General features: G+C 35.0%; 18 protein-coding genes. 9 read left to right on the top strand and 9 right to left on the bottom strand.

Annotated elements, in window-relative coordinates:
* Nucleotides 1–93: 93 nt before the first annotated feature.
* Nucleotides 94–1,767: a ribonuclease J1 gene (gene rnjA / locus HMPREF3116_RS03290; protein ID WP_070467775.1), complete on the bottom strand. Its 1,674-nt coding sequence runs from the start codon at nucleotides 1,765–1,767 to the stop codon at nucleotides 94–96.
* The gene (locus tag HMPREF3116_RS03295; RefSeq protein ID WP_070467776.1) at nucleotides 1,767–1,985 is read right to left on the bottom strand and encodes a DNA-directed RNA polymerase subunit epsilon; all 219 of its coding nucleotides are present in this window, start codon (nucleotides 1,983–1,985) and stop codon (nucleotides 1,767–1,769) included. Before HMPREF3116_RS03295 ends, rnjA begins: the two co-directional genes overlap by 1 nt.
* A 177-nt stretch (nucleotides 1,986–2,162) precedes the next feature.
* Here HMPREF3116_RS03295 and HMPREF3116_RS03300 point away from each other — a divergent pair, with 177 nt between their 5' ends.
* Entirely contained in the window at nucleotides 2,163–3,149 is a 987-nt protein-coding gene (locus HMPREF3116_RS03300) for an aromatic acid exporter family protein (RefSeq protein WP_070467777.1), read from the top strand.
* Nucleotides 3,150–3,235: 86 nt separating this feature from the next.
* Here HMPREF3116_RS03300 and HMPREF3116_RS03305 read toward each other — a convergent pair whose 3' ends face one another.
* Nucleotides 3,236–3,907, bottom strand: coding sequence for a PAQR family membrane homeostasis protein TrhA (locus tag HMPREF3116_RS03305; protein ID WP_070467778.1), 672 nt, complete (start codon nucleotides 3,905–3,907; stop codon nucleotides 3,236–3,238).
* Nucleotides 3,908–4,055: 148 nt separating this feature from the next.
* Here HMPREF3116_RS03305 and HMPREF3116_RS03310 point away from each other — a divergent pair, with 148 nt between their 5' ends.
* The 3 genes from HMPREF3116_RS03310 to HMPREF3116_RS03320 all read left to right on the top strand — a co-directional run bounded on the left by HMPREF3116_RS03310 (nucleotide 4,056) and on the right by HMPREF3116_RS03320 (nucleotide 6,934).
* Nucleotides 4,056–5,342 (top strand): YcjF family protein, encoded by a 1,287-nt coding sequence (locus tag HMPREF3116_RS03310; RefSeq protein ID WP_070467779.1) that lies wholly within the window; start codon nucleotides 4,056–4,058, stop codon nucleotides 5,340–5,342.
* Between the two features lie 117 nt (nucleotides 5,343–5,459).
* The gene (locus HMPREF3116_RS03315; protein WP_070467780.1) at nucleotides 5,460–6,035 is read left to right on the top strand and encodes a DUF1836 domain-containing protein; all 576 of its coding nucleotides are present in this window, start codon (nucleotides 5,460–5,462) and stop codon (nucleotides 6,033–6,035) included.
* 23 nt (nucleotides 6,036–6,058) lie between these two features.
* Nucleotides 6,059–6,934 carry a DegV family protein gene (locus HMPREF3116_RS03320; RefSeq protein ID WP_070467781.1) on the top strand — a complete coding sequence of 292 codons (876 nt, stop codon included), beginning with the start codon at nucleotides 6,059–6,061 and terminating at the stop codon, nucleotides 6,932–6,934.
* Between the two features lie 89 nt (nucleotides 6,935–7,023).
* Here the strand turns inward: HMPREF3116_RS03320 and HMPREF3116_RS03325 are convergent, their stop codons facing one another.
* From HMPREF3116_RS03325 to HMPREF3116_RS03335, 3 genes are all read right to left on the bottom strand, one after another.
* Nucleotides 7,024–8,616 (bottom strand): ABC1 kinase family protein, encoded by a 1,593-nt coding sequence (locus tag HMPREF3116_RS03325; RefSeq protein ID WP_070467782.1) that lies wholly within the window; start codon nucleotides 8,614–8,616, stop codon nucleotides 7,024–7,026.
* Nucleotides 8,617–8,733: 117 nt separating this feature from the next.
* Entirely contained in the window at nucleotides 8,734–9,057 is a 324-nt protein-coding gene (locus HMPREF3116_RS03330) for a hypothetical protein (protein WP_070467783.1), read from the bottom strand.
* An 85-nt stretch (nucleotides 9,058–9,142) separates the two neighbouring features.
* A complete protein-coding gene (locus tag HMPREF3116_RS03335) occupies nucleotides 9,143–9,439 on the bottom strand; it encodes a HesB/YadR/YfhF family protein (protein ID WP_070467784.1) in 297 nt (98 codons plus the stop codon).
* A gap of 181 nt (nucleotides 9,440–9,620) precedes the next feature.
* On the opposite strand from HMPREF3116_RS03335, the gene HMPREF3116_RS03340 reads away from it, so the two are divergent.
* The 5 genes from HMPREF3116_RS03340 (at nucleotide 9,621) to HMPREF3116_RS03360 (ending at nucleotide 14,110) form a co-directional block, all read left to right on the top strand.
* A complete protein-coding gene (locus tag HMPREF3116_RS03340) occupies nucleotides 9,621–10,286 on the top strand; it encodes an ABC transporter ATP-binding protein (RefSeq protein ID WP_070467785.1) in 666 nt (221 codons plus the stop codon).
* Nucleotides 10,279–11,049, top strand: a complete 771-nt coding sequence (gene fetB, locus HMPREF3116_RS03345) for an ABC transporter permease (protein WP_070467786.1) — start codon at nucleotides 10,279–10,281, stop codon at nucleotides 11,047–11,049. The genes HMPREF3116_RS03340 and fetB overlap by 8 nt, the downstream gene beginning before the upstream one ends.
* Before the next feature lie 174 nt (nucleotides 11,050–11,223).
* Nucleotides 11,224–11,985: an acyl-[acyl-carrier-protein] thioesterase gene (locus tag HMPREF3116_RS03350; protein WP_070467787.1), complete on the top strand. Its 762-nt coding sequence runs from the start codon at nucleotides 11,224–11,226 to the stop codon at nucleotides 11,983–11,985.
* Between the two features lie 20 nt (nucleotides 11,986–12,005).
* Nucleotides 12,006–12,941, top strand: coding sequence for a type I pantothenate kinase (gene coaA / locus HMPREF3116_RS03355; RefSeq protein WP_070467788.1), 936 nt, complete (start codon nucleotides 12,006–12,008; stop codon nucleotides 12,939–12,941).
* 14 nt (nucleotides 12,942–12,955) lie between these two features.
* Entirely contained in the window at nucleotides 12,956–14,110 is a 1,155-nt protein-coding gene (locus HMPREF3116_RS03360; RefSeq protein ID WP_070467789.1) for an AI-2E family transporter, read from the top strand.
* An 86-nt stretch (nucleotides 14,111–14,196) separates the two neighbouring features.
* Here the strand turns inward: HMPREF3116_RS03360 and HMPREF3116_RS03365 are convergent, their stop codons facing one another.
* From HMPREF3116_RS03365 to HMPREF3116_RS03375, 3 genes are all read right to left on the bottom strand, one after another.
* Nucleotides 14,197–16,026, bottom strand: coding sequence for an ABC transporter ATP-binding protein (locus tag HMPREF3116_RS03365; RefSeq protein WP_305781706.1), 1,830 nt, complete (start codon nucleotides 16,024–16,026; stop codon nucleotides 14,197–14,199).
* The gene (locus HMPREF3116_RS03370; RefSeq protein ID WP_070467790.1) at nucleotides 16,019–17,758 is read right to left on the bottom strand and encodes an ABC transporter ATP-binding protein; all 1,740 of its coding nucleotides are present in this window, start codon (nucleotides 17,756–17,758) and stop codon (nucleotides 16,019–16,021) included. Before HMPREF3116_RS03370 ends, HMPREF3116_RS03365 begins: the two co-directional genes overlap by 8 nt.
* A gap of 146 nt (nucleotides 17,759–17,904) precedes the next feature.
* On the bottom strand, nucleotides 17,905–19,536 hold the full coding sequence (locus tag HMPREF3116_RS03375) for an ABC-F family ATP-binding cassette domain-containing protein (RefSeq protein WP_070467791.1): 1,632 nt from the start codon (nucleotides 19,534–19,536) through the stop codon (nucleotides 17,905–17,907).
* Nucleotides 19,537–19,551: the final 15 nt, after the last annotated feature.

The following is a 19,551-nucleotide window of genomic DNA, read 5'->3' on the forward strand; positions in this document are numbered from 1 at the left end:
TTAGTCATCAGTCCTATATATTGTAGAGCCAATAAAGAAAACCTGCGATATAAGCTTAATAAGCTCGATATCGCAGGTTTTTCAATTCTATCATTATACAGGCATAACGACAGCCATAATCATTGGATTACGTTTAGTGCGTTTATATAAGAATGGTTGTAGGGCGTTTTGCATTGCATCACGTAATATTTTTTCGTTCACTTTCTTACCAGAATTAAGGTGGCCGATAACTGTGGTTCGGATAACTTTTTGCGCATCTTGAATCAAACCAACTGATTCACGCATGTAAATGAAACCACGAGAAACAATATCAGGACCAGCGAGTAATTCATTCTTGCTAAAGTCAACAGATACAACAGCCAATACTAAACCATCTTCAGAAAGATTGTGTCGGTCACGTAAAACAATATTGCCGATATCTCCAATGCCTTTACCGTCAACATAAACAGCTTCACCTGGGAAACTACCTGCGCGACGAGCTGAGTCTTGCGTTAAAGCTAAGACTTCACCATTCTGCATAATAAATATATTTTCACGTGGAATTCCGACTAATTCAGCTTGTTCGGCTTGAATACTTAACATACGGTACTCTCCATGAACAGGCCTAAAATATTTCGGCTTCATCAACGATAACATGAGTTTTTGTTCTTGTTGACCCCCGTGTCCAGAAGTATGGACATTGTTTACTTTGCCATGTATAACTTCCGCTCCTGCAGCCAATAATTGGTTGATAACATGGTTTACAGATAAAGTATTACCTGGAATAGGGCTAGATGAGAAGATCACAGTATCGTCTGGTTGAATAGAAATTTGTCGGTGGGTACCGTTAGCAATTCGAGAAAGAGCAGCCATTGGTTCACCTTGAGAACCAGTACACATAATTAAAATTTCGTTTGCTGGGTATTGGTTGATTTCGTTACTTTGAATAAAAGCATCCTCACCAACATTAAAGTAGCCAAGTTCGATAGCATTACGAATGGCGGCTTCCATAGATCGACCAAATACGGCTATTTTTCTACCTTGAGCAACCGCAACATCAATAGCTTGCGATAGACGTGAAATATTTGAAGCGAATGATGCAAAGATTATTCGACCTTCGATGTTGGACATGATATCTGCTAATGATTCACCAACAGCACGTTCTGATTGGGTAAAGCCTGGAATTTCAGCATTTGTGGAGTCACCAAGTAATAATAGGACACCTTCTTCACCAATTTTAGCCATTTTATGGATATCAGCTGGTTCACCAACTGGCGTGAAATCGAATTTATAATCACCAGTAAACACAACATTACCTGGTGGGGTCTTTACCACGATGCCCATTGCGTCTGGAATAGAGTGGGTAGTGCGATAAAAAGAAACGGATGTTTTTCTAAACTTGATAACAGAGTCTTCATCAATAATATGCAATTCTGCATCTCGTAATAAACCGTGTTCTTCTAGTTTATTCTTAATCAATGCCATGGCTAATTTTCCTGCATAGATTGGAATATTGATTTGTTTTAGTAAGAAAGGAATACCACCAATATGATCTTCGTGACCATGGGTAATGAATAAACCTTTAACTTTTTGTTTGTTTTGAATGAGGTATTGATAATTGGCAATAACATAGTCAATACCTAACAAATCGTCTTCTGGGAATTTAACTCCAGCGTCTAATAATAATATTTCATCTTGAAATTGGACCCCATAAGAGTTTTTACCGATTTCGTCTAATCCCCCGAAAGCGAAAACGCCAACTTCATTATTTTTTATATCAACTTTCATTAATTAGAAAGCTCCACAACTTTAAAGTCTGGATTTTGTTGTTCGTATTCTAAATGCGCACCTTCAAGTGGTTGAATAAACTCGACTAGATAGGGGGTTTCATTCTCTAGGTAGGCACGAACTTCACGTTTAGTTTCAGCTTGGATATACATAGTGTGTGTTGACTCACGACGTGGTACTTCAGTCAATGAGTCTTGATAAGTAACTTTAAAAATCATTTTTTGCTCCTTTTATAAATTTATTAAAAATGTGATCTTACTCGCTGACACTATTCTACCATATTTCATTATCTTTGCGCACTTTTTTGGAAATTTGGTAGTGTGCTACGTTTTTTACAAAATGAATTTCAGAATATATGCTAAAATATGCATGAGTATAGTTAAAGGAGCGATCGAATGCCTATAGCAATTAAAAGTGCAAAATATGCAGTGGCCACATTTATTGCGATTTTTTTAGCGCAATGGCTAGGGTTAGATTATGCGGTATCTGCTGGTGTTATTGCGATTCTTTCATTAGCAGAAACCAGCAAGAAAACTGTTCAATACATTGAAAACTTGACCCTTACTATGATTTTAAGTTTGCTGATTGCCACTATATTATTTAACATTTTTGGATATGAAATCTGGGTATTCTCACTTTATTTACTGATAACCTATCCTATTTCAGTCTATCTTAAAAGTGATAATGCGATTGCACCCTGTGCAGTCTTTATCTCACACTTATTATTAGAACAAGCTTCTGATTTTAATTGGTGGATCAATGAGATGCTGCTATTAGTTATAGGTGTAGGGATTGCTGTAATAGTCAATTTGTACCAAACATCTGAAAGTGGTCAGATGAATAAGGTAAAGGTGGAAATTGAAGCGGAAATGCAAACCATTTTAAACCAATTAGCTGATAAAATGGATACGTCTCATCATCAAAACTATCTATTATATGAGCATATTGATCAAGCTTATGAATTAGCTAAACATGGCGAATACCTAGCTATGAAAGAGGCAGAAAATAATATTAGCGGTGAAAGTCAAATTTATTATCAAAATTATTTTTCTATGCGTAGTTCACAACTAATTATTCTTTATGATATTAATAATTCCCTAGATAATATTTTTGAATCAACAGAGCAAACATATGATTTGAGTGATTTTTTCAGACATGTTAGTCAAGAATTATCTGAAATGAATACGGCGGCTAAACTTAGAAATGAATTAGCACAATTAAAGACGCGCTTTAGAATGCAACCGCTCCCCCAAAGTAGAAATGAGTTTGAAACCCGTTCAATGCTTTTTGATATTTTATTAGACTGTGAAAAATTTTTGAATTTAAAATATGAATTTTATAAAAGTAGTCAGCGATTAAAGTATCTGCAAAATAAGAAATAATTGAAGAACAGATGCATATAAGTAAATAAGGGGAGGTGACAAAGAAGTCACTTCCCCTTATTTACTTATATGAATTGTTATGTTTCTTACACGTACAATAGCACTGAGAAGTACATAGCAATACTACCACCAAGTACAAATAGATGCCAAATGACATGCCAGAATTTAAGATCATCATGTGCATAGAAAATAGTACCAACCGTATAGGTTACGCCGCCTGCAATTAACCAAGCAATACCGCCACTACCGATTGCTGATGCCATTTGTGGCATTGCAATTATGCCAAACCATCCCATTAATATGTATAGGAGGGTGGAGAATTTCTTCATTTTGTTTAGGAAAAGAATCTTACCCACAATGCCGAATATTGCAATAGACCATTGGGCGATAAAGATAAACCATCCAAACCTACCACCAATTGCGACAAGAGCAAATGGTGTATATGAACCAGCAATTAAAATAAAAATGGATGAGTGGTCGATAATTTTAAAAATACCTGCAGCTTTCGTAAAAGAGAAGCTATGATATAAAGTGGATGCTAAGTATAAAGCACACATTGAAAGGCCATATATAACGTATGAAAACACTTCAAGTGTATCTTCATTTTCAATCCCTTTTAGAATTAGGAAAACAGTGGCAACAATTGAAAGGACAAATCCAATACCATGGGTTACCGAATTTAAGACCTCATTCGTTATATAGTAAGCTTTTGTATAAGGTAATTTCATTTTTTCTCGACTACGTGAATTAGCAGACATTATTTTCCTCCTTAAGTAGGATGTGTTTTTAACATTTGTAGTATAGCATATTCTATGAGGTAATTATTAAAAACTGATTCAATATCATACTATTTTAACTAATATCTGATAAAATTAAATATAAGAAATAATCGTTGAGGTGAACAAAATGGCTAGAAATATGGATTGGTCACTAGCAGATGAGTTAACTAAAAAAACACAAGATGAGCTTGAAAAAATTGAGAAGGTACACATTTTGGTTGTAGGAAAAACTGGAGTAGGAAAGTCTACACTCATTAATAGTATTTTCCGTGAAAAATTAGCTGAAACGGGTATTGGACAACCAGTAACAAAACATTTGCGTAAAATTGAAAAAGAAGGCGTTCCAATGGTACTATACGATACTAGAGGATTGGAATTAGATTCTGATACCCAAATGCAAGTCACTAGTGAAATTAATGACACCTTAGCTAAAATGTCAAAAAACCAAGAACAAATGCATGTAGTTTACTATTGTATAAATGCTAGCGCTTCACGTATTGAAGATATGGAGATACGACTGATAGAATATCTTGCAGGTAAAATGCCCGTCATACTGGTTTTGACTCAATCAATTGGTGAACAGGCTTTAAAGTTTGAACGATACCTAGTGAATAAAAATCTACCGGTACAATCGATTATTCGTTTGATGGCTATAGATTATAAAATTACTGATGATTATGCTATTCCCGCTTTCGGCCTTAAGGAATTAGTAGAAAGAACGTTCGGTTTATTGCCACATAACGTACACACAGCTTTTAATAATGCCCAACAAGTTGATATCGATAGAAAGGGTCGAGCAGCTAGACGTTGGGCGCGTAAATATATTGTCACAACATTTGGTGTCGGATTCACACCAATACCTTTCTCAGATGCCACTGTCCTAGTGCCAATGCAAATCGGTATGATGGCACATATTACAGCAATATTTGGTATCTCCATGGACCAATCAACAGCTCTAGGTATTTTAGGTGCTATTGGTGGTACAGGATCAGCAACTTATGTTGGACGGCTTATTGTCTCTAATGTCATAAAATTCATTCCAGGATTAGGATCAGTAGCAGGTGGTGTCATTTCTGGTACAACTGCTGCCATCGTTACAACTGCATTAGCAATGTCATATATTGAAGTATTAACCTTTATCGCTACAGCAGAAGCCAAAGGGAAAGAAGTGAATCCACGAACTGTGCGTAAGCTGATGAAAGAATTATATGGAGAAAGATTAAAACGAGGGAAAGAAGATCCGGATTTCCAAGCAGCTATGGAAGAGATGGAGACTAAGACAAATAATTATAACAAACAACGTCAAACGAATGAAATTCAAAGTAAATCGACAGATAATATTAAAGATACTAATAGTGGGCAACAAGCGCGAATGAATTGGTCAAAATGGACTTTAAGAAAGCGTAAGCGCTAGCTAAATACCTGTACTTTTCGGATTCAAAATAAAACATCTTGTTTTCAAAACTATTGTTCATAGTGATGATAACTTTATGGTATAATGTTCTTATAATGAAATAGTGGGTGAGTAAGAGTGGAGAAACAAATAGAATTTGAAAATTGGGTCAAAAGTTTAGATGATATTAAAATGCCGCGATGGGAAGAAATTACGGATATTCCTTTATATATGGACCAGCTCATTGCAGTTGTAACCCAGTATTTAGAACCATTCCAAATTTTTTCTTCAGATAAAAAGCCTGTGACATCTTCGATGGTCAATAACTATGTTAAACTAGGATTAATTCCTAAGCCAATTAAAAGACATTACAATAAACGTCACATTGCTTATTTAATTGTGATTACCTTGTTTAAGGAAGTTATTTCAATCCAAGACATTCGACGGGTGTTGATTTTTATAGCGCAATCTCAAGGTAATTCAAATGCTTATAACCAGTTTTGTGGATTATTGGAAACCACCATTAAACGACAAGCGCATGACTATTTAAATATAGCAATTAGCGACGATATCCAAACAGACTATTCAAAACCGAATTATTTTGATCAGTATATTATTTACTTGGCTTGTGAAACAGTAACTAATTTGTTATTTGCAAAAAAATTCATTTCTTTTGTAGATCAAGATATCACAGAAAAAGATATAGAAGCATAACGCTTAATGTTGGGGGAATCAATTTGGAAAAAATAGGTTTTATTGTGGACTCTGGTTCAGATGTTCCAAAAGAGTTTGTAGATAAATTTGAAATCGAAGTATTACCTTTAAATGTAGCCTTTAGCGAAGGTGAATATTTAGATGGAGTAACCATCCAACCTCAAGAAGTTTTCGAAAGAATGGCAAATGAAATTCCTAAAACTTCCTTACCAAGTGGTGAACTGATCGAAAAGGCATTTAAAAACTTAATTGCTAAGGGTTGTACGCATATTATTGCGGTAACGATTTCTTCAAATCTTTCAGGTACAAATAACTCTATTCGTTTAATTGCAGAAGATTTTCCTGAAGTAGAATGCTTTCTTTTAGATACTAAAAATATTGGTATTGGTTCAGGATTATTTATGATTGCTGCTACTAAGTATTTGGAAATGAAAAATGACTTTCAAATGATTACCAAAAAGCTACAGGACTCAGTTGAGAAGGGGCATGTATTTTTCCATATTCCAAACCTTAAATATTTGATTGCTGGTGGAAGAATTGGTCGTGTAACAGGCGCAGTAGGTACTTTATTAAATATTCAACCTATTATTACTTGTGATGATGAAGGGATTTATACTACAATTGCTAAAATTCGCGCTTCAAAATCAAACAATGAAGGTAAAATTATGAAGAAAATGGTTGAACTTGCAAAAAGCGTTGTACCTGAAAATCAGGAGTTTATGATAGCTACTTGTGGTGGGAATCCATCTGCAAGAGTTACAGCAGCTAATTTGCTAGAAGGATTAAAAGAATCACTTCCTAATTTTTCAGAAGCATATGATGTACAGTTAAGCTCAGCCTTGGCAGTGCATACTGGTCCGGAATTAACTGGTTGTGCGATTCTGCCACTGTATAGCTAAAAAATAACAAGAAAGATCCGGAAGCATATCCGGATCTTTCTTGTTATCCTGTCTTTGATATTTTTGTAGTGAGTTATACATACTAATTGTTACTTCCGACGAGCTCTTAACATTGAGATGAGTAATATAAGACCAATCATACCAGTAATAATGAAAAAGAAAATACCTAATAATTCAGCATAGTAAGTTTGTGCTGAAGTAATGATTAAGGTCGAAGCTAAAATTAAGGCAGATAAGATAACGCCAAAAATAATCCTATTAATCATACTATTGATATCACGAATACGCTCATCTATATTCTCAAAAGTTAACCGGACATTCAACCGACCATTGTTAATATTATCCATTAAACTTTCTATTTTATTGGGCATCCGTCTAGTCGAATTTAGGGTCCTAAATACTTCTCTAGCAAGCGCATTAGGATCTAATATCTTTTCCCATGCTAGTGAGCTGCTAGACAAGAAAAATGACTGGAAAATTGCCATAAAATCTAAATGAGGATCTAAACTCTGAGCAACACCTTGTACCATTGCTATTGTCTTTTCTAATAGAATATATTCGGATGGAAAGGTAAGCCCGTGTTTATGACCAAATTTTAACAAGTCTTGGAATATATCATCGATTTCTAAGGCTTCCATTCCCGTAGTTAGATACCTATTGAATAAACTTTCTATATCACGATAGAGAACCACTTTGTCTACGGTTTTGTTTATTTTACAGATTTGTAAAAGCACATTGACTAGACCGTCGATATCTTTTTCAACTAAAGAAGTAAGGATTTGAATAAGTAATTGCTTTTGACCTGGAGAAATTCTTCCCATTGCACCAAAATCGATAAATACGATTTTTCCATCTCTAATCAAGATATTTCCAGCATGAGGATCAGCGTGGTAGAAACCATCATCAAAAACTTGATATAAGTAGGACAAGACAAATTTACTGGCTAAATCATTTAAATCATATCCTTCTTCCTTTAAAGCAAAATGACGACCAATTGAAACGCCCTCAACGTATTCTTGAACTAATATCTTTCGCGTAGATAAGTTCAAGTAAGGAATGGGGTTGATAATAGTTGTTCGTTGTTTATGATTCTCTGCAAATAGCAACATATTATGCGCCTCGTTTAGAAAATCCATTTCTTCTAAAATCTGGACTTTAATATCTTTCAATATTTCGACAGGATTGATAATAATATCCATAAATATTGAAGGAATAGCCTCAACGACGCGAATAAAAATATTTAAATCACGGATTAATTGGTCTTCTATTTCAGGACGTTGAACTTTGACAACTACTTGCTCACCAGTATGAAGTTGGGCCCGATGAACTTGAGCGATAGAAGCTGATGCTAAAGGTTGTTCATTGATTGAAGCAAAGTCAGACTCAATTGCGCTACCAACTGACTCAAAATATTCTTGTTGAATGATATCAAAGGGGATAGGTAAAGTATCCTCTTGTAATTTTTCTAATTCTATTAAATATTCTATAGGTAAAAGGTCGCTTCTAGTAGACAAAATTTGGCCAATTTTAATAAAACTTGGTCCTAATTCTTCAAAAGCTTGTCTTAAGGCTTTAGGTCGATCACTTTCCTCATTTTTTTTAAATCTATACCGTATCTCACCAAATCCATAAGCCCCTAGAATGGAAACAATCTCGCGAAAACGTTTACTATCAGTTTGCATTTAATCACCGTCAATCCAAGCGAATATCTATTGATAACTCTATTTTTATCTGTATTTATGGCAAGTGAGGCTGGGGCAAAATTGCCTCAGCCTCAAATTTTAACGATTGTATTAAAACTACTGATCCTCTTTTTCAGAACTATTACCATCTGTAGATTCTCGGTTAGCTTCTTTTAGAGCTTGCACTTCTTGGGTTAAATTTTCTACTTGACCTTGTAATGCTAAAATACGTTCAGACAAGGTTTTATCCAGCGCATCTGAGCTGGTAGTACTTTCTGTGTGCCCTTTGGCTACTCGTTGAATATCTTCACTTAATGATTTACCCTCAGCCACAGAAATTTGCCCTTTTTCAATTAAGCTTTTGATTAATTCATCCGCTTTTTCATAGGATAGTCTAGTGCCACCGATTGCTGCTAGAAATAAATTCTTAATTGGATTCATATAGCTTCACTCCTTTTTTTACTTAATATGATACCAAAAGTTACGCAGTGGTTGGTAACCACTTATATTGTATTAATAATTTAGACTATTGTTCAATAAACCGGTAAATAAAGTTCTCCTCTTCAGGGGAGAAATCAACTTCGAAATCATAGCCATGGAAGAACCACTCATCATTCTCTGTAATATAGTAATGGATACCGTCAATGGTTTCGTCAGCTAATAAAGCACCTTCAGGCGATTCAACAGTTAAGCCCACTGAAAACCCCTCGTGAACGGCTGTTTTACCATATACACGACTATGAAATCCAACTTCACTACCCGAGGACAATCCCATGTCGTTTTTAAAATATGTTTGTGCTGCTGGTGTTATCGTAAGTTTCATACTGTCACCTCTATAAATTGTAAAACTTATTAGTTTCATTATAACGTATTGTTTATATTAAGCAATATTTTCTTATTTCATACTTGTTAGCTAATTCTAGTTTCCAAAAAACAGAGAATTATCACAAATATGCAATAGTGTATGATAGAATATTCATGTAAGTAAAGGAAGGATGAATCATATGGAAGGAATAGTAACTTTCAATCAAGTAACCTTTAAACCAGGAGAAGATTATTTATTAAAAGATATGTCTTTTACAATTTATCCAGAAGAAATGATACGGATAGAAGGCGCTTCAGGTAGCGGTAAAAGTACTTTGTTACGATTAATTGCAGCTTTAATTCCTAGTAGTTCTGGGGATATCACTTATTTAAACCAACCGCTGACAAAAGTATCTTATCAAGAATATCGACAAAATATATCTTATGTGGCTCAAAACCCGCATTTATTTGGAGAAACAATCCGCGATAACTTTGAACTAGTTTTTAAAGCGCGCGAGCAAGATTTTGATGAAGAATTAGTTTTAAATTATATGAAAGACTTTGGATTGGCCCATATTGGTTTAGATAAGTCTATCCACAAGATTTCAGGCGGTGAAAAACAGCGAGTTGGGCTAATTAGACATCTTATTTTTCCGCCAAAAGTACTTTTATTAGATGAAATCACTTCATCCCTAGATGAAGATAATAGAGCGTTGGTATGGAAAATCTTAATGGATTACAAAGCAGAGCATAAAATAACGGTTATTTGGGTGAGTCATATCGAAGATGGCTCTATTAGTCCAAACCGGATTGTGCATATTTCCCAACAGCAAATATCAATTGAGGAGTGTAGTAGAAATGACTAATGCCTTAACAATAACACCAACGACCCTAGCTTTTTCATTTATTTTAGTTGTAATTGCTGTATTCATTTCATATAAAGAAAAACTTGGATTAGAAAAGGATATTCTTTGGGCAATGTTGCGTATGGTTGTTCAACTTGTCATCATTGGATACGTCCTTACTTATATATTCCAAATTCATTCATTCATAGTAACAGCACTGATTATGATTTTTATGATTGTAAATGCAGCTTATAATTCCGGTAAACGCGCAAATAAGATACCAAATGCTTTTAAAATATCATTAATAGCAATTATTGGTGGGGTGGTAACTTCTATTCTTGTCTTGGTAATTTCAGGATCTATACAGTTTGTACCAGCACAAATTATTCCGATAACAGGAATGTTAGTTGGTAATGCTATGTCTGTAATTGGTTTGGCTTTTCGTAATTTAAATAATGAGTTTTCAAAATCTCAGCAAGAAGTAAACGAACAATTAGCACTAGGTGCATCTATTAAATTGGCATCTACTAGCATTTTAAGAGAAGCAATCAAGGCTGCTATGCAACCAACTATTGATACTGCCAGAACCGTAGGATTAGTTTTATTACCAGGTATGATGACTGGGATGATGTTAGCTGGTGCTGTACCACTAAGTGCAATCATGTATCAAATTCTAATCTATTTTATGATGGTTGCTACTTCAGCTATTACTTCTATGATTGCAGTTTACCTAGCCTATCCTCATTTTTATAGTGAATATGGTCAATTACAAATCCCATCATAGAAAGATGGAAAGGGTTAGAACGATAAGTTTCTAGCCCTTTTTACGTTACTACATAGGTCCAGATTAATGTTTTTATGCTAGCTTAAAATGTGAAATATACGTATAATAAGAGTTATGTTATTGGAGGATAGTATATCGAATGATACGGTTTGAAATTATCAAGGAGGTAAAAGAATGGGTTTAGTATATCAAGAGTTAATTAAAGTACGTCATTACCATTGTAATGCTTTAGGAGAAATGACACTTCCTGCTATCTTGGATATTATGTTGATTGCATCTAATAATCAAGAAGAAACCATTCCTGAAGCGAAAGAAGGTTTTCGTGAACAGGGGTGGGCTTGGATTATTACGCAAAATCAAATAGACATCAATCGTTTACCACGTTACAACGAAGAGATCATTGTAGAAACTGAAGCTACTACCTACAACAAATTTTTTAGTAAAAGGCATTATGCCCTAAAGTCAAAAGACGGCTTAGTGTTAGCGCAAGCAGAGACAACTTTTGCCCTAATTGATCTAAATCACCGGTCTATTGTCCGTATCCCAGAAATAGTTGCAGAATGGTATCAGGTTGAAAAAGAAGTAAAGGCCAGTCGGCGGAAACGGCTAAACAAACAAGTTAAAGTTGACTCTAAGGTTAATCGCTTTGAAGTAAAATTTTTGGATATAGATATGAATAACCATGTAAATAATACAATTTATTTACGTTGGATTACGAATTCATTAGGGATGGACTGGTTTGAAAAATATACTCCGATTAATTATACAGTTGCCTATGAAAAAGAGATGTATCTACATCAAGAAGGAAAAGTGCACTCAGATTTATCGGCACTATCGGATTCACTTAATACAGGCGATACATTTGTTACGCAACATGTAATCGATAGTGAAGATAATGCCCATTGCTTAACAGAAATTACATGGCAGGTTAAATAACCAGCTAGTTTGGAGTAACAATGCAAGTAAATAGAGACTATTATATTATAGAAAGAATGGAATGGAATCAATATTTAAAAGAATTAGATGAAGAGTTTGAAATTAAGTTGACTAACGAACAATTGGATCGTTTAACATCTCTAAATGATTCTCTATCCTTAAAGGATGCTAACGAGGTTTATAAACCCTTGACACAATTGATTTCTATTTATCGAGAAAATTATAAAAACTTAGAAAGAAAACGGTCTAATTTCTTTGGTATTACTGGTGAAATTCCGCCATTTATCATTGGTATAGCAGGGGGCGTTGCGGTTGGAAAAAGCACAACTGCACGTTTGCTAAAGTTATTTCTAGCTCAAGCCTATCCGGATTTGAACGTAGAATTAATAACCACAGACGGATTTTTATATCCAAATGCTGTACTTGAAGAAAAAGGTTTAATGGATCGAAAAGGATTTCCAGAATCATATGATATGGACGCTTTAGAAACATTTCTAACGGATGTTAAAAGCAACAAGAAAGAAATATCATATCCTAAGTATTCACATTCTATATATGACATTGTCAAAGATGAAGAGAATGTTTTACAAGATCCACAAATTTTAATTGTTGAAGGCATTAACGTTCTCCAAACTACTGAGAACAATACTGTTTATATGAGTGATTTTTGGGATTTGTCCGTATATGTAGATGCTGAAGAAGAGCAGATTGAAGAATGGTTCTATCAACGGTTTAATTTATTGTTAGACCAAGCAAAAGACTCACCAAATGATTTTTATTATCAATTTACTCAGGTACCATCTGAAAAAGCTATGGCAAGGGCTGAATACACATGGCATAATATTAACTTGATTAACTTGAAGGAATATATTTTACCAACTCGTAATCGAGCGAATATCGTTATTCATAAGGAAAAAAACCATTATATTAATGAATTATGGATTAAGAAATATTAGAAAGCAGGCGAATAGTGAAGAAAAAGTTTACCTGGCGAAGAATCGTTAGCTTATTGTTTGTAGTCATAGTTGGTTATTGGACAATGAATAATTTTAATATCATTAAAGGAATGATAGATTCTGTTATTTCAGTGACTTTGCCATTCTTATTAGGTGCTGCTTTGGCTTTTATCCTCAATTTACCTTTGAAATTTTTTGAGAAATACATGACCAAGTGGGTTGGGAAATATTATACCTGGTATAGAATTGTTGGTATATTATTCGGCTATGTGATTATTATAGGTATTATTGTTTTCATTATCTTTTTAGTTTTACCAGATTTGCAGGACACATTAGGGTCTTTCATCAGCCAAGTACCTTCAGAAATTAACAAATTATATTTAGCTATTAACCAATATATTGTAGATAATCCACAGATACTTGAGACTGTGAACCAATTAAATGTGAATACAGATCAGTTACGTGACCAGTTATTCTCTATGGTTCAAACTTTTACTTCCGGTATTTTGGACACTACTATTAGCATGGTTGGTAATTTGGTAAGTGGGGTATTTAATACTTTCGTAGCAATTATTTTTGGAACCTCCATCCTTTTTAAGAAAGAGACATTGGCTAGACAATTTAAAAAGATCATTTATGGTACCATGCCTAAAAACTGGGGAAACTTTACTGTAAACCTTGTATCTGAAGCTAATGAGACCTTTAGTCAATACGTTTCTGGACAAGTGGTGGAAGCAGGTATTTTATTAGGACTAGTATTCATTGGTATGACTATCTTCCGTTTTCCATTTGCTTTATCGATTTCTGTGTTAACGGGAGCGATGGCTTTAATCCCTATCTATGGTGCTATTATGGGAGGGATAGTCGGCTTTTTCTTGATTGCGGTTGTGGATGTTGTACAAGCTATTTGGTTTGTGGTTTTCATCATCGTTGTACAACAAGTTGAAGGAAATATTATTTATCCACGTGTTGTAGGAGGATCAGTAGGATTACCTGGTATTTGGGTATTATTCTCAGTAACAGTTTCAGGTGCATTCTTTGGATTAGCGGGTATGCTACTTTCCGTACCCATTTTTGCCTTATGCTATAAACTTGCATCTGCCACAATTAATTACAACTTAGAACAAGATAATATTAAAGTAACTACAAAAACGAATAATATTCATTAAAAGAAAGACCAATAATAAAAAATAAAAGGACGATGACTCGCTTTGGTCATCGTCCTTTTGATATTATAAATTTTATTCATAAAGCATTAAGAATAACCCATAGAAACATCCATAGGTGTTTCTTCAGAGAATTGACTATTATATAAGTCGGCATAGAAGCCACCTGCAGCCATTAATTCATCATGGGTACCATGCTCAGTAATATTCCCTTGTTGCATTACAAGAATTAAGTCAGCGTCACGAATAGTAGACAAACGATGTGCAATAACAAAACTCGTTCTACCTTCCATTATTTTATTCATCGCTTCTTGAATCAATTTTTCTAGACGCGTGTCTACCGATGAGGTAGCTTCATCTAGAATTAGAATATCTGGGTCGGCAATGACAGCTCGGGCAATTGTCATCAACTGTTTTTGACCTAAGGAAATATTGTTTGCTTCTTCATTAATTTCCATTTCATAACCACCCGGTAAAGTATTGATAAAATGATCAACGTTCGCAATTTCTGCTGCTTCTTGTACTTCATAATCATTCGAATCAAGTTTACCAAAACGGATATTTTCTAAAACAGTATCTGTATATAACCAAGCATCTTGTAGTACCATACCAAAGTGATTACGTAATTCACTTCTTGTCATGGATTTAGTTGGTACACCATCAATTTTAATAGCGCCAGCATCTACGTCATAGAACCGCATCAATAAATTGATTAAAGTGGTTTTACCAGCACCGGTTGGTCCAACAATAGCTACTGTTTGACCAGGTTCAACCTTGAAAGAAATTTCATTCATTAATGGTTTTTCTGGATCGTAACCAAAGCGTACGTGATCAAATTCTACAGCACCCTTAACTTTTGCTGGTAGATGACCGGTAACTTCTTCTTGGACCTCATTTTCTTCTGCTAAGAAGTTAAAAACACGATGAGCAGCAGCTAATGCGGATTGTAAGACCCCACTTAGCTGAGTAAGCATTTGGATAGGTTGGGTAATTTGTATTACATATTGCACTAAGGCTTGTAAATTACCTACTGTCAACTTACCAGCAAGTGTATATAAACCACCAGCCAGGGCTGTCGCGACATAACCTAAATTACTTACAGTATTTAAGAGTGGCATCATAAGAGATGATAGGAAGCTGGCTTTAAAACCATAGTCACGTAATTGTTGATTACGATGTTTAAACTCTTCCACAGATTCTGCTTGACGACTGTAAACCTTAATTTCTGTGAATCCAGATAACTGTTCTTGTGTATAGCCAAATAAGTTACCCAAGGCATTTGCTTGGTTCTGGAAGGCTGATTGGGATTGATTAATAATTAGTTCAGCGAAAAGGTATGACAATGGAATAGTAGTTAGAATAATTAACGCCAAATGCCATTGGATTAAAAACATCGAAACAACTGCAAATGAAATCCCCAAGATAGCATTTACAAATTGAATAAATGATTGTTGTAATGCGTTAGTAATTGAATCAATATCGTTAGTCATTCGAGACAAAATGTCCCCGGTAGGATGGCTATCAAAATAGGAAACAGGCATTTGATTCGCTTTCTTAGCAACATCATTACGTAAGTCGTAAATAGCATTTTGTACCACGTTTGTTAGCCAATATTGACCTAAATATTGACCGGACCAAAAGAAACAGCCACGGATAAAATATAGTAGGGCAATATAACCAACATATTGGAAATTAATACTTGCACCCGGTACTTGGTTCATAATATCTACGACATTACTGGTTAATTCAGTAATAGCTAAACCTAGTACAAAAGGCTCTAAAACACCAGCAATATTCATCCAAATAGTGGCAAGCATTGCTAATATAAACTGACCCTTATAAGGTCTGATATATTGCCATAGATTGCTTAAAATTTCCTTCGTTGGAATTTCTCGTTTTTCAATTTCTGTATTAGCCACGATTTAATTCCTCCTCACTTAATTGAGATGATGCAATCTCATAGTATAACTCTGAAGATTTTAGTAGTTCTTTATGTGTTCCACGAGCAGCCACTTCACCTTCATCAAGAACGATGATTTGATCGGCATGGATAATAGAACTTACACGCTGTGCAACAATAATTGTTGTCGCATTCTTCGTTTCATCTTGCAGGGCTTGACGAACAGCTGCATCAGTCTTGTAGTCCAGAGCTGAGAATGAGTCATCGAAAATATAAATCTCTCGCTCTGCAATGATTGAACGCGCAATAGAAAGCCGTTGTTTTTGACCACCAGATAGGTTAGCACCACCTTCATCTAAGTGTGTTGCGTATTTTGTTTCTAGGCGGTTAATAAATTCAGAGGCTTGTGCCACGTTGGTAGCTCGGTCTAAATCCATATCATCGGCATTATATTTACCATAACGTAAGTTTTCTGCGATATCTCCAGTAAATAATAAGGCTTTTTGCGGGGTATAACCAATTTTTGCTCGTAAGGCATCTAAATCATAATTACGTATATCAATGCCATCGATTAATATTTGTCCCTTAGTTACGTCGTAGAAACGCGGAATTAATTTAACGATAGTTGATTTACCTGATCCAGTTGAACCAATAAAGGCTACTGTCTCACCAGGCTTTGTTTTAAAGGAAATATTTCTCAAAACTGGCTTAGAAGCATCTGGATAAGCGAAATCGACATCGCGAAATTCTAGGGTACCAAATTCATCAGTTTCAGTAATGGCAACTTGTGCATCAGGTGATGCAACTGTAATTGGCATATCCATTACTTCCTCTAACCGGCCAGCGGATACTGCAGCACGGGGATACATCATAAAAATATTTGCGAACATGAGTAATGAAAACAGTGCATGGAAAACATATTCGATGAAGGCAACCATAATCCCTACTTGCATAGTACCTTGTTCAATTAAACCTGCACCGAACCATAGAATGGCGATGATCACAGTATTTAGTAGTAAAGAGAAAGCAGCCGGTGTAATCGCAATCGTTTTGAATAATTTTCCAGATTGTTTTTTGTAGGAGTGGTTGACATCTTTGAAGCGCCCCTCTTGGAATTGCTCGTTGTTAAAAGCACGAATTACCCGTAAACCAGTGATATTTTCTCGCAGAATGCGATTAATATTATCTAAACTTGCCTGTTGTTTTTCAGAAATAGGTAACGTATATTTGGCGATAAAAATAACTAATAAGATAATAATGATCGATACAGGAATAACGTAAATACCTAATGCTGGTGAAATGGAGAAGATCATTATAATAGAGAAAATTAGCATCATAGGAGATACCAAACCTTGTTTTAAAGTCATTTCCATAAATTGTAAAATCACGAAAGCATCGGTTGAAATACGTGTCGTTAATGATGCGACCCCTAATTCTTGAAATTCATGATGGGATAGACTTTGCATTTTTTGGTAAGCATCATTTCGGATGTTCATTACCATATCATTGACGATACTAGAAACCGTGTACGCAGTAAGTGTTCTAGAAACTAAGGCTAATATTACCAAGCCCATCATTAGCCATGTATATCGCCACAATAAAGGGATGTTCCGTGTAATGATTGCATTATCAATCATCTGTGCTAAAAGGGTAGGCAGGCCGATCATAACAGCAGCAGTACCAAATGTAGCAATCAGTGTAATAAATAATTTACCAGGATATTTTTTTATATATTGCCAGATAAAATTCAAGTGTTCTCCTCCTTAAAATATTTTTACTGCTTTTAAATTAGGAATTATAGCTAGAGTGAATAAAAGGCAGACCGAAACCGGTCTGCTTTTATCAGTTTGGCTGATGGCAAAAGATTATAGCTCTCTTTCTTTTGTCATCAGCTCCTTTATTCAGCGTATAATTTTTTGATGCGGTCTTGCACATCTTTATTTTCTAAGAATTCTTCATAAGTTGTATCCATACGGTCAACTATACCATTTGGTGCTACGTGAATGATACGGTTAGCAATTGTTTGGATAAACTCTCGGTCATGAGAAGTGAATAATTCTACTTCTTTAAATTTAATTAATCCTTCATTTAAACTCGAAATAGATTCTAAATCTAAGTGATTTGTTGGATCATCCATTATTAAGACATTTGCTTTGGATAACATCATTTTAGATAACATACAACGAACACGTTCTCCACCAGACAAAACATCTAAGTTTTTGTTTACTTCATCACCTGAGAAAAGCATGCGCCCTAAGAACGAACGTAAGAAAGTATTATCTTCCTCTTCTGGACCATTAGCAAACTGACGCAACCAGTCTAGGATACTTTGTTGACTATTTTCAAATTCATCAGAGTTATCACGGGCTAGGTATGTTTGGCTAGTAGTGATTCCCCATTTGTATGAACCTGAATCTGGTTCCATATTACCGGTGATGATTTCCATCAGAGCAGTTGTAGAGACATCATTACGAGAAACAAAAGCAACTTTATCTTTAGGACGAATAATAAAAGAAATATTGTCTAATACTTTTACGCCATCTATTGTTTTAGAAATGTTCTCTACTGTTAGGACATCATTACCAATTTCACGCTCTGGTTCAAAACCTACGAATGGGTATTTACGACTTGAGGGACGAATATCGTCCAACTCGATTTTTTCCAATGTCTTCTTACGAGATGTGGCTTGTTTTGATTTAGATGCGTTGGCAGAGAAGCGAGCAATAAAGTCTTGTAATTCCTTTATTTTTTCTTCTTTTTTCGCATTTGCATCAGCTTGTAGTTTAGCTGCTAATTCTGAAGATTGTTTCCAGAAATCGTAGTTACCAACATAAAGTTGGATTTTCCCATAATCTACATCACAGATATGTGTACATACTTTATTTAAGAAATAACGGTCATGGGAAACAACTAATACAGTATTAGGGAAGTTGATGATATATTCAGCTAACCATTCTATGGTATCTGAATCTAGACCGTTTGTTGGTTCATCTAAAAGTAAAACATCAGGTTCACCGAATAAAGCTTGTGCTAGTAAAACTTTTACCTTTTCCTGTTCGGCTAATTCACTCATCGTTTGGTAATGCATGTCTTCATCAATACCTAAACCACGTAATAATTGTGATGCTTCACTTTCAGCATCCCAACCATTCATTTCAGCGAATTCAGCTTCTAATTCACCAGCGCGAACACCATCTTCTTCTGAGAAGTCAGCTTTAGCATATAAAGCATCTTTCTCCTCTCGAATATCGTATAAACGCTTATTACCCATGATTACTGTGTCTAAAACGGTATATTGTTCAAAACCAAAATGATTTTGACTTAAGACTGATAGACGTTCATCTTCTCCCATTGATACGTTTCCGGTTGTTGGGCTTATTTCTCCAGATAAAACTTTTAAGAATGTAGATTTACCTGCTCCATTAGCGCCAATAATGCCGTAGCAGTTTTCTGGAGTGAATTTTAAGTTTACTTCATCATACAATTTACGATTCGCAAATTGTACACTTACATTATTTACAGTTAACATCTTGATCCTCTTTCT

The sequence above is a fragment of the Aerococcus sp. HMSC10H05 genome (assembly GCF_001806975.1).
In the GTDB taxonomy this organism is placed as follows: domain Bacteria; phylum Bacillota; class Bacilli; order Lactobacillales; family Aerococcaceae; genus Aerococcus; species Aerococcus viridans_B.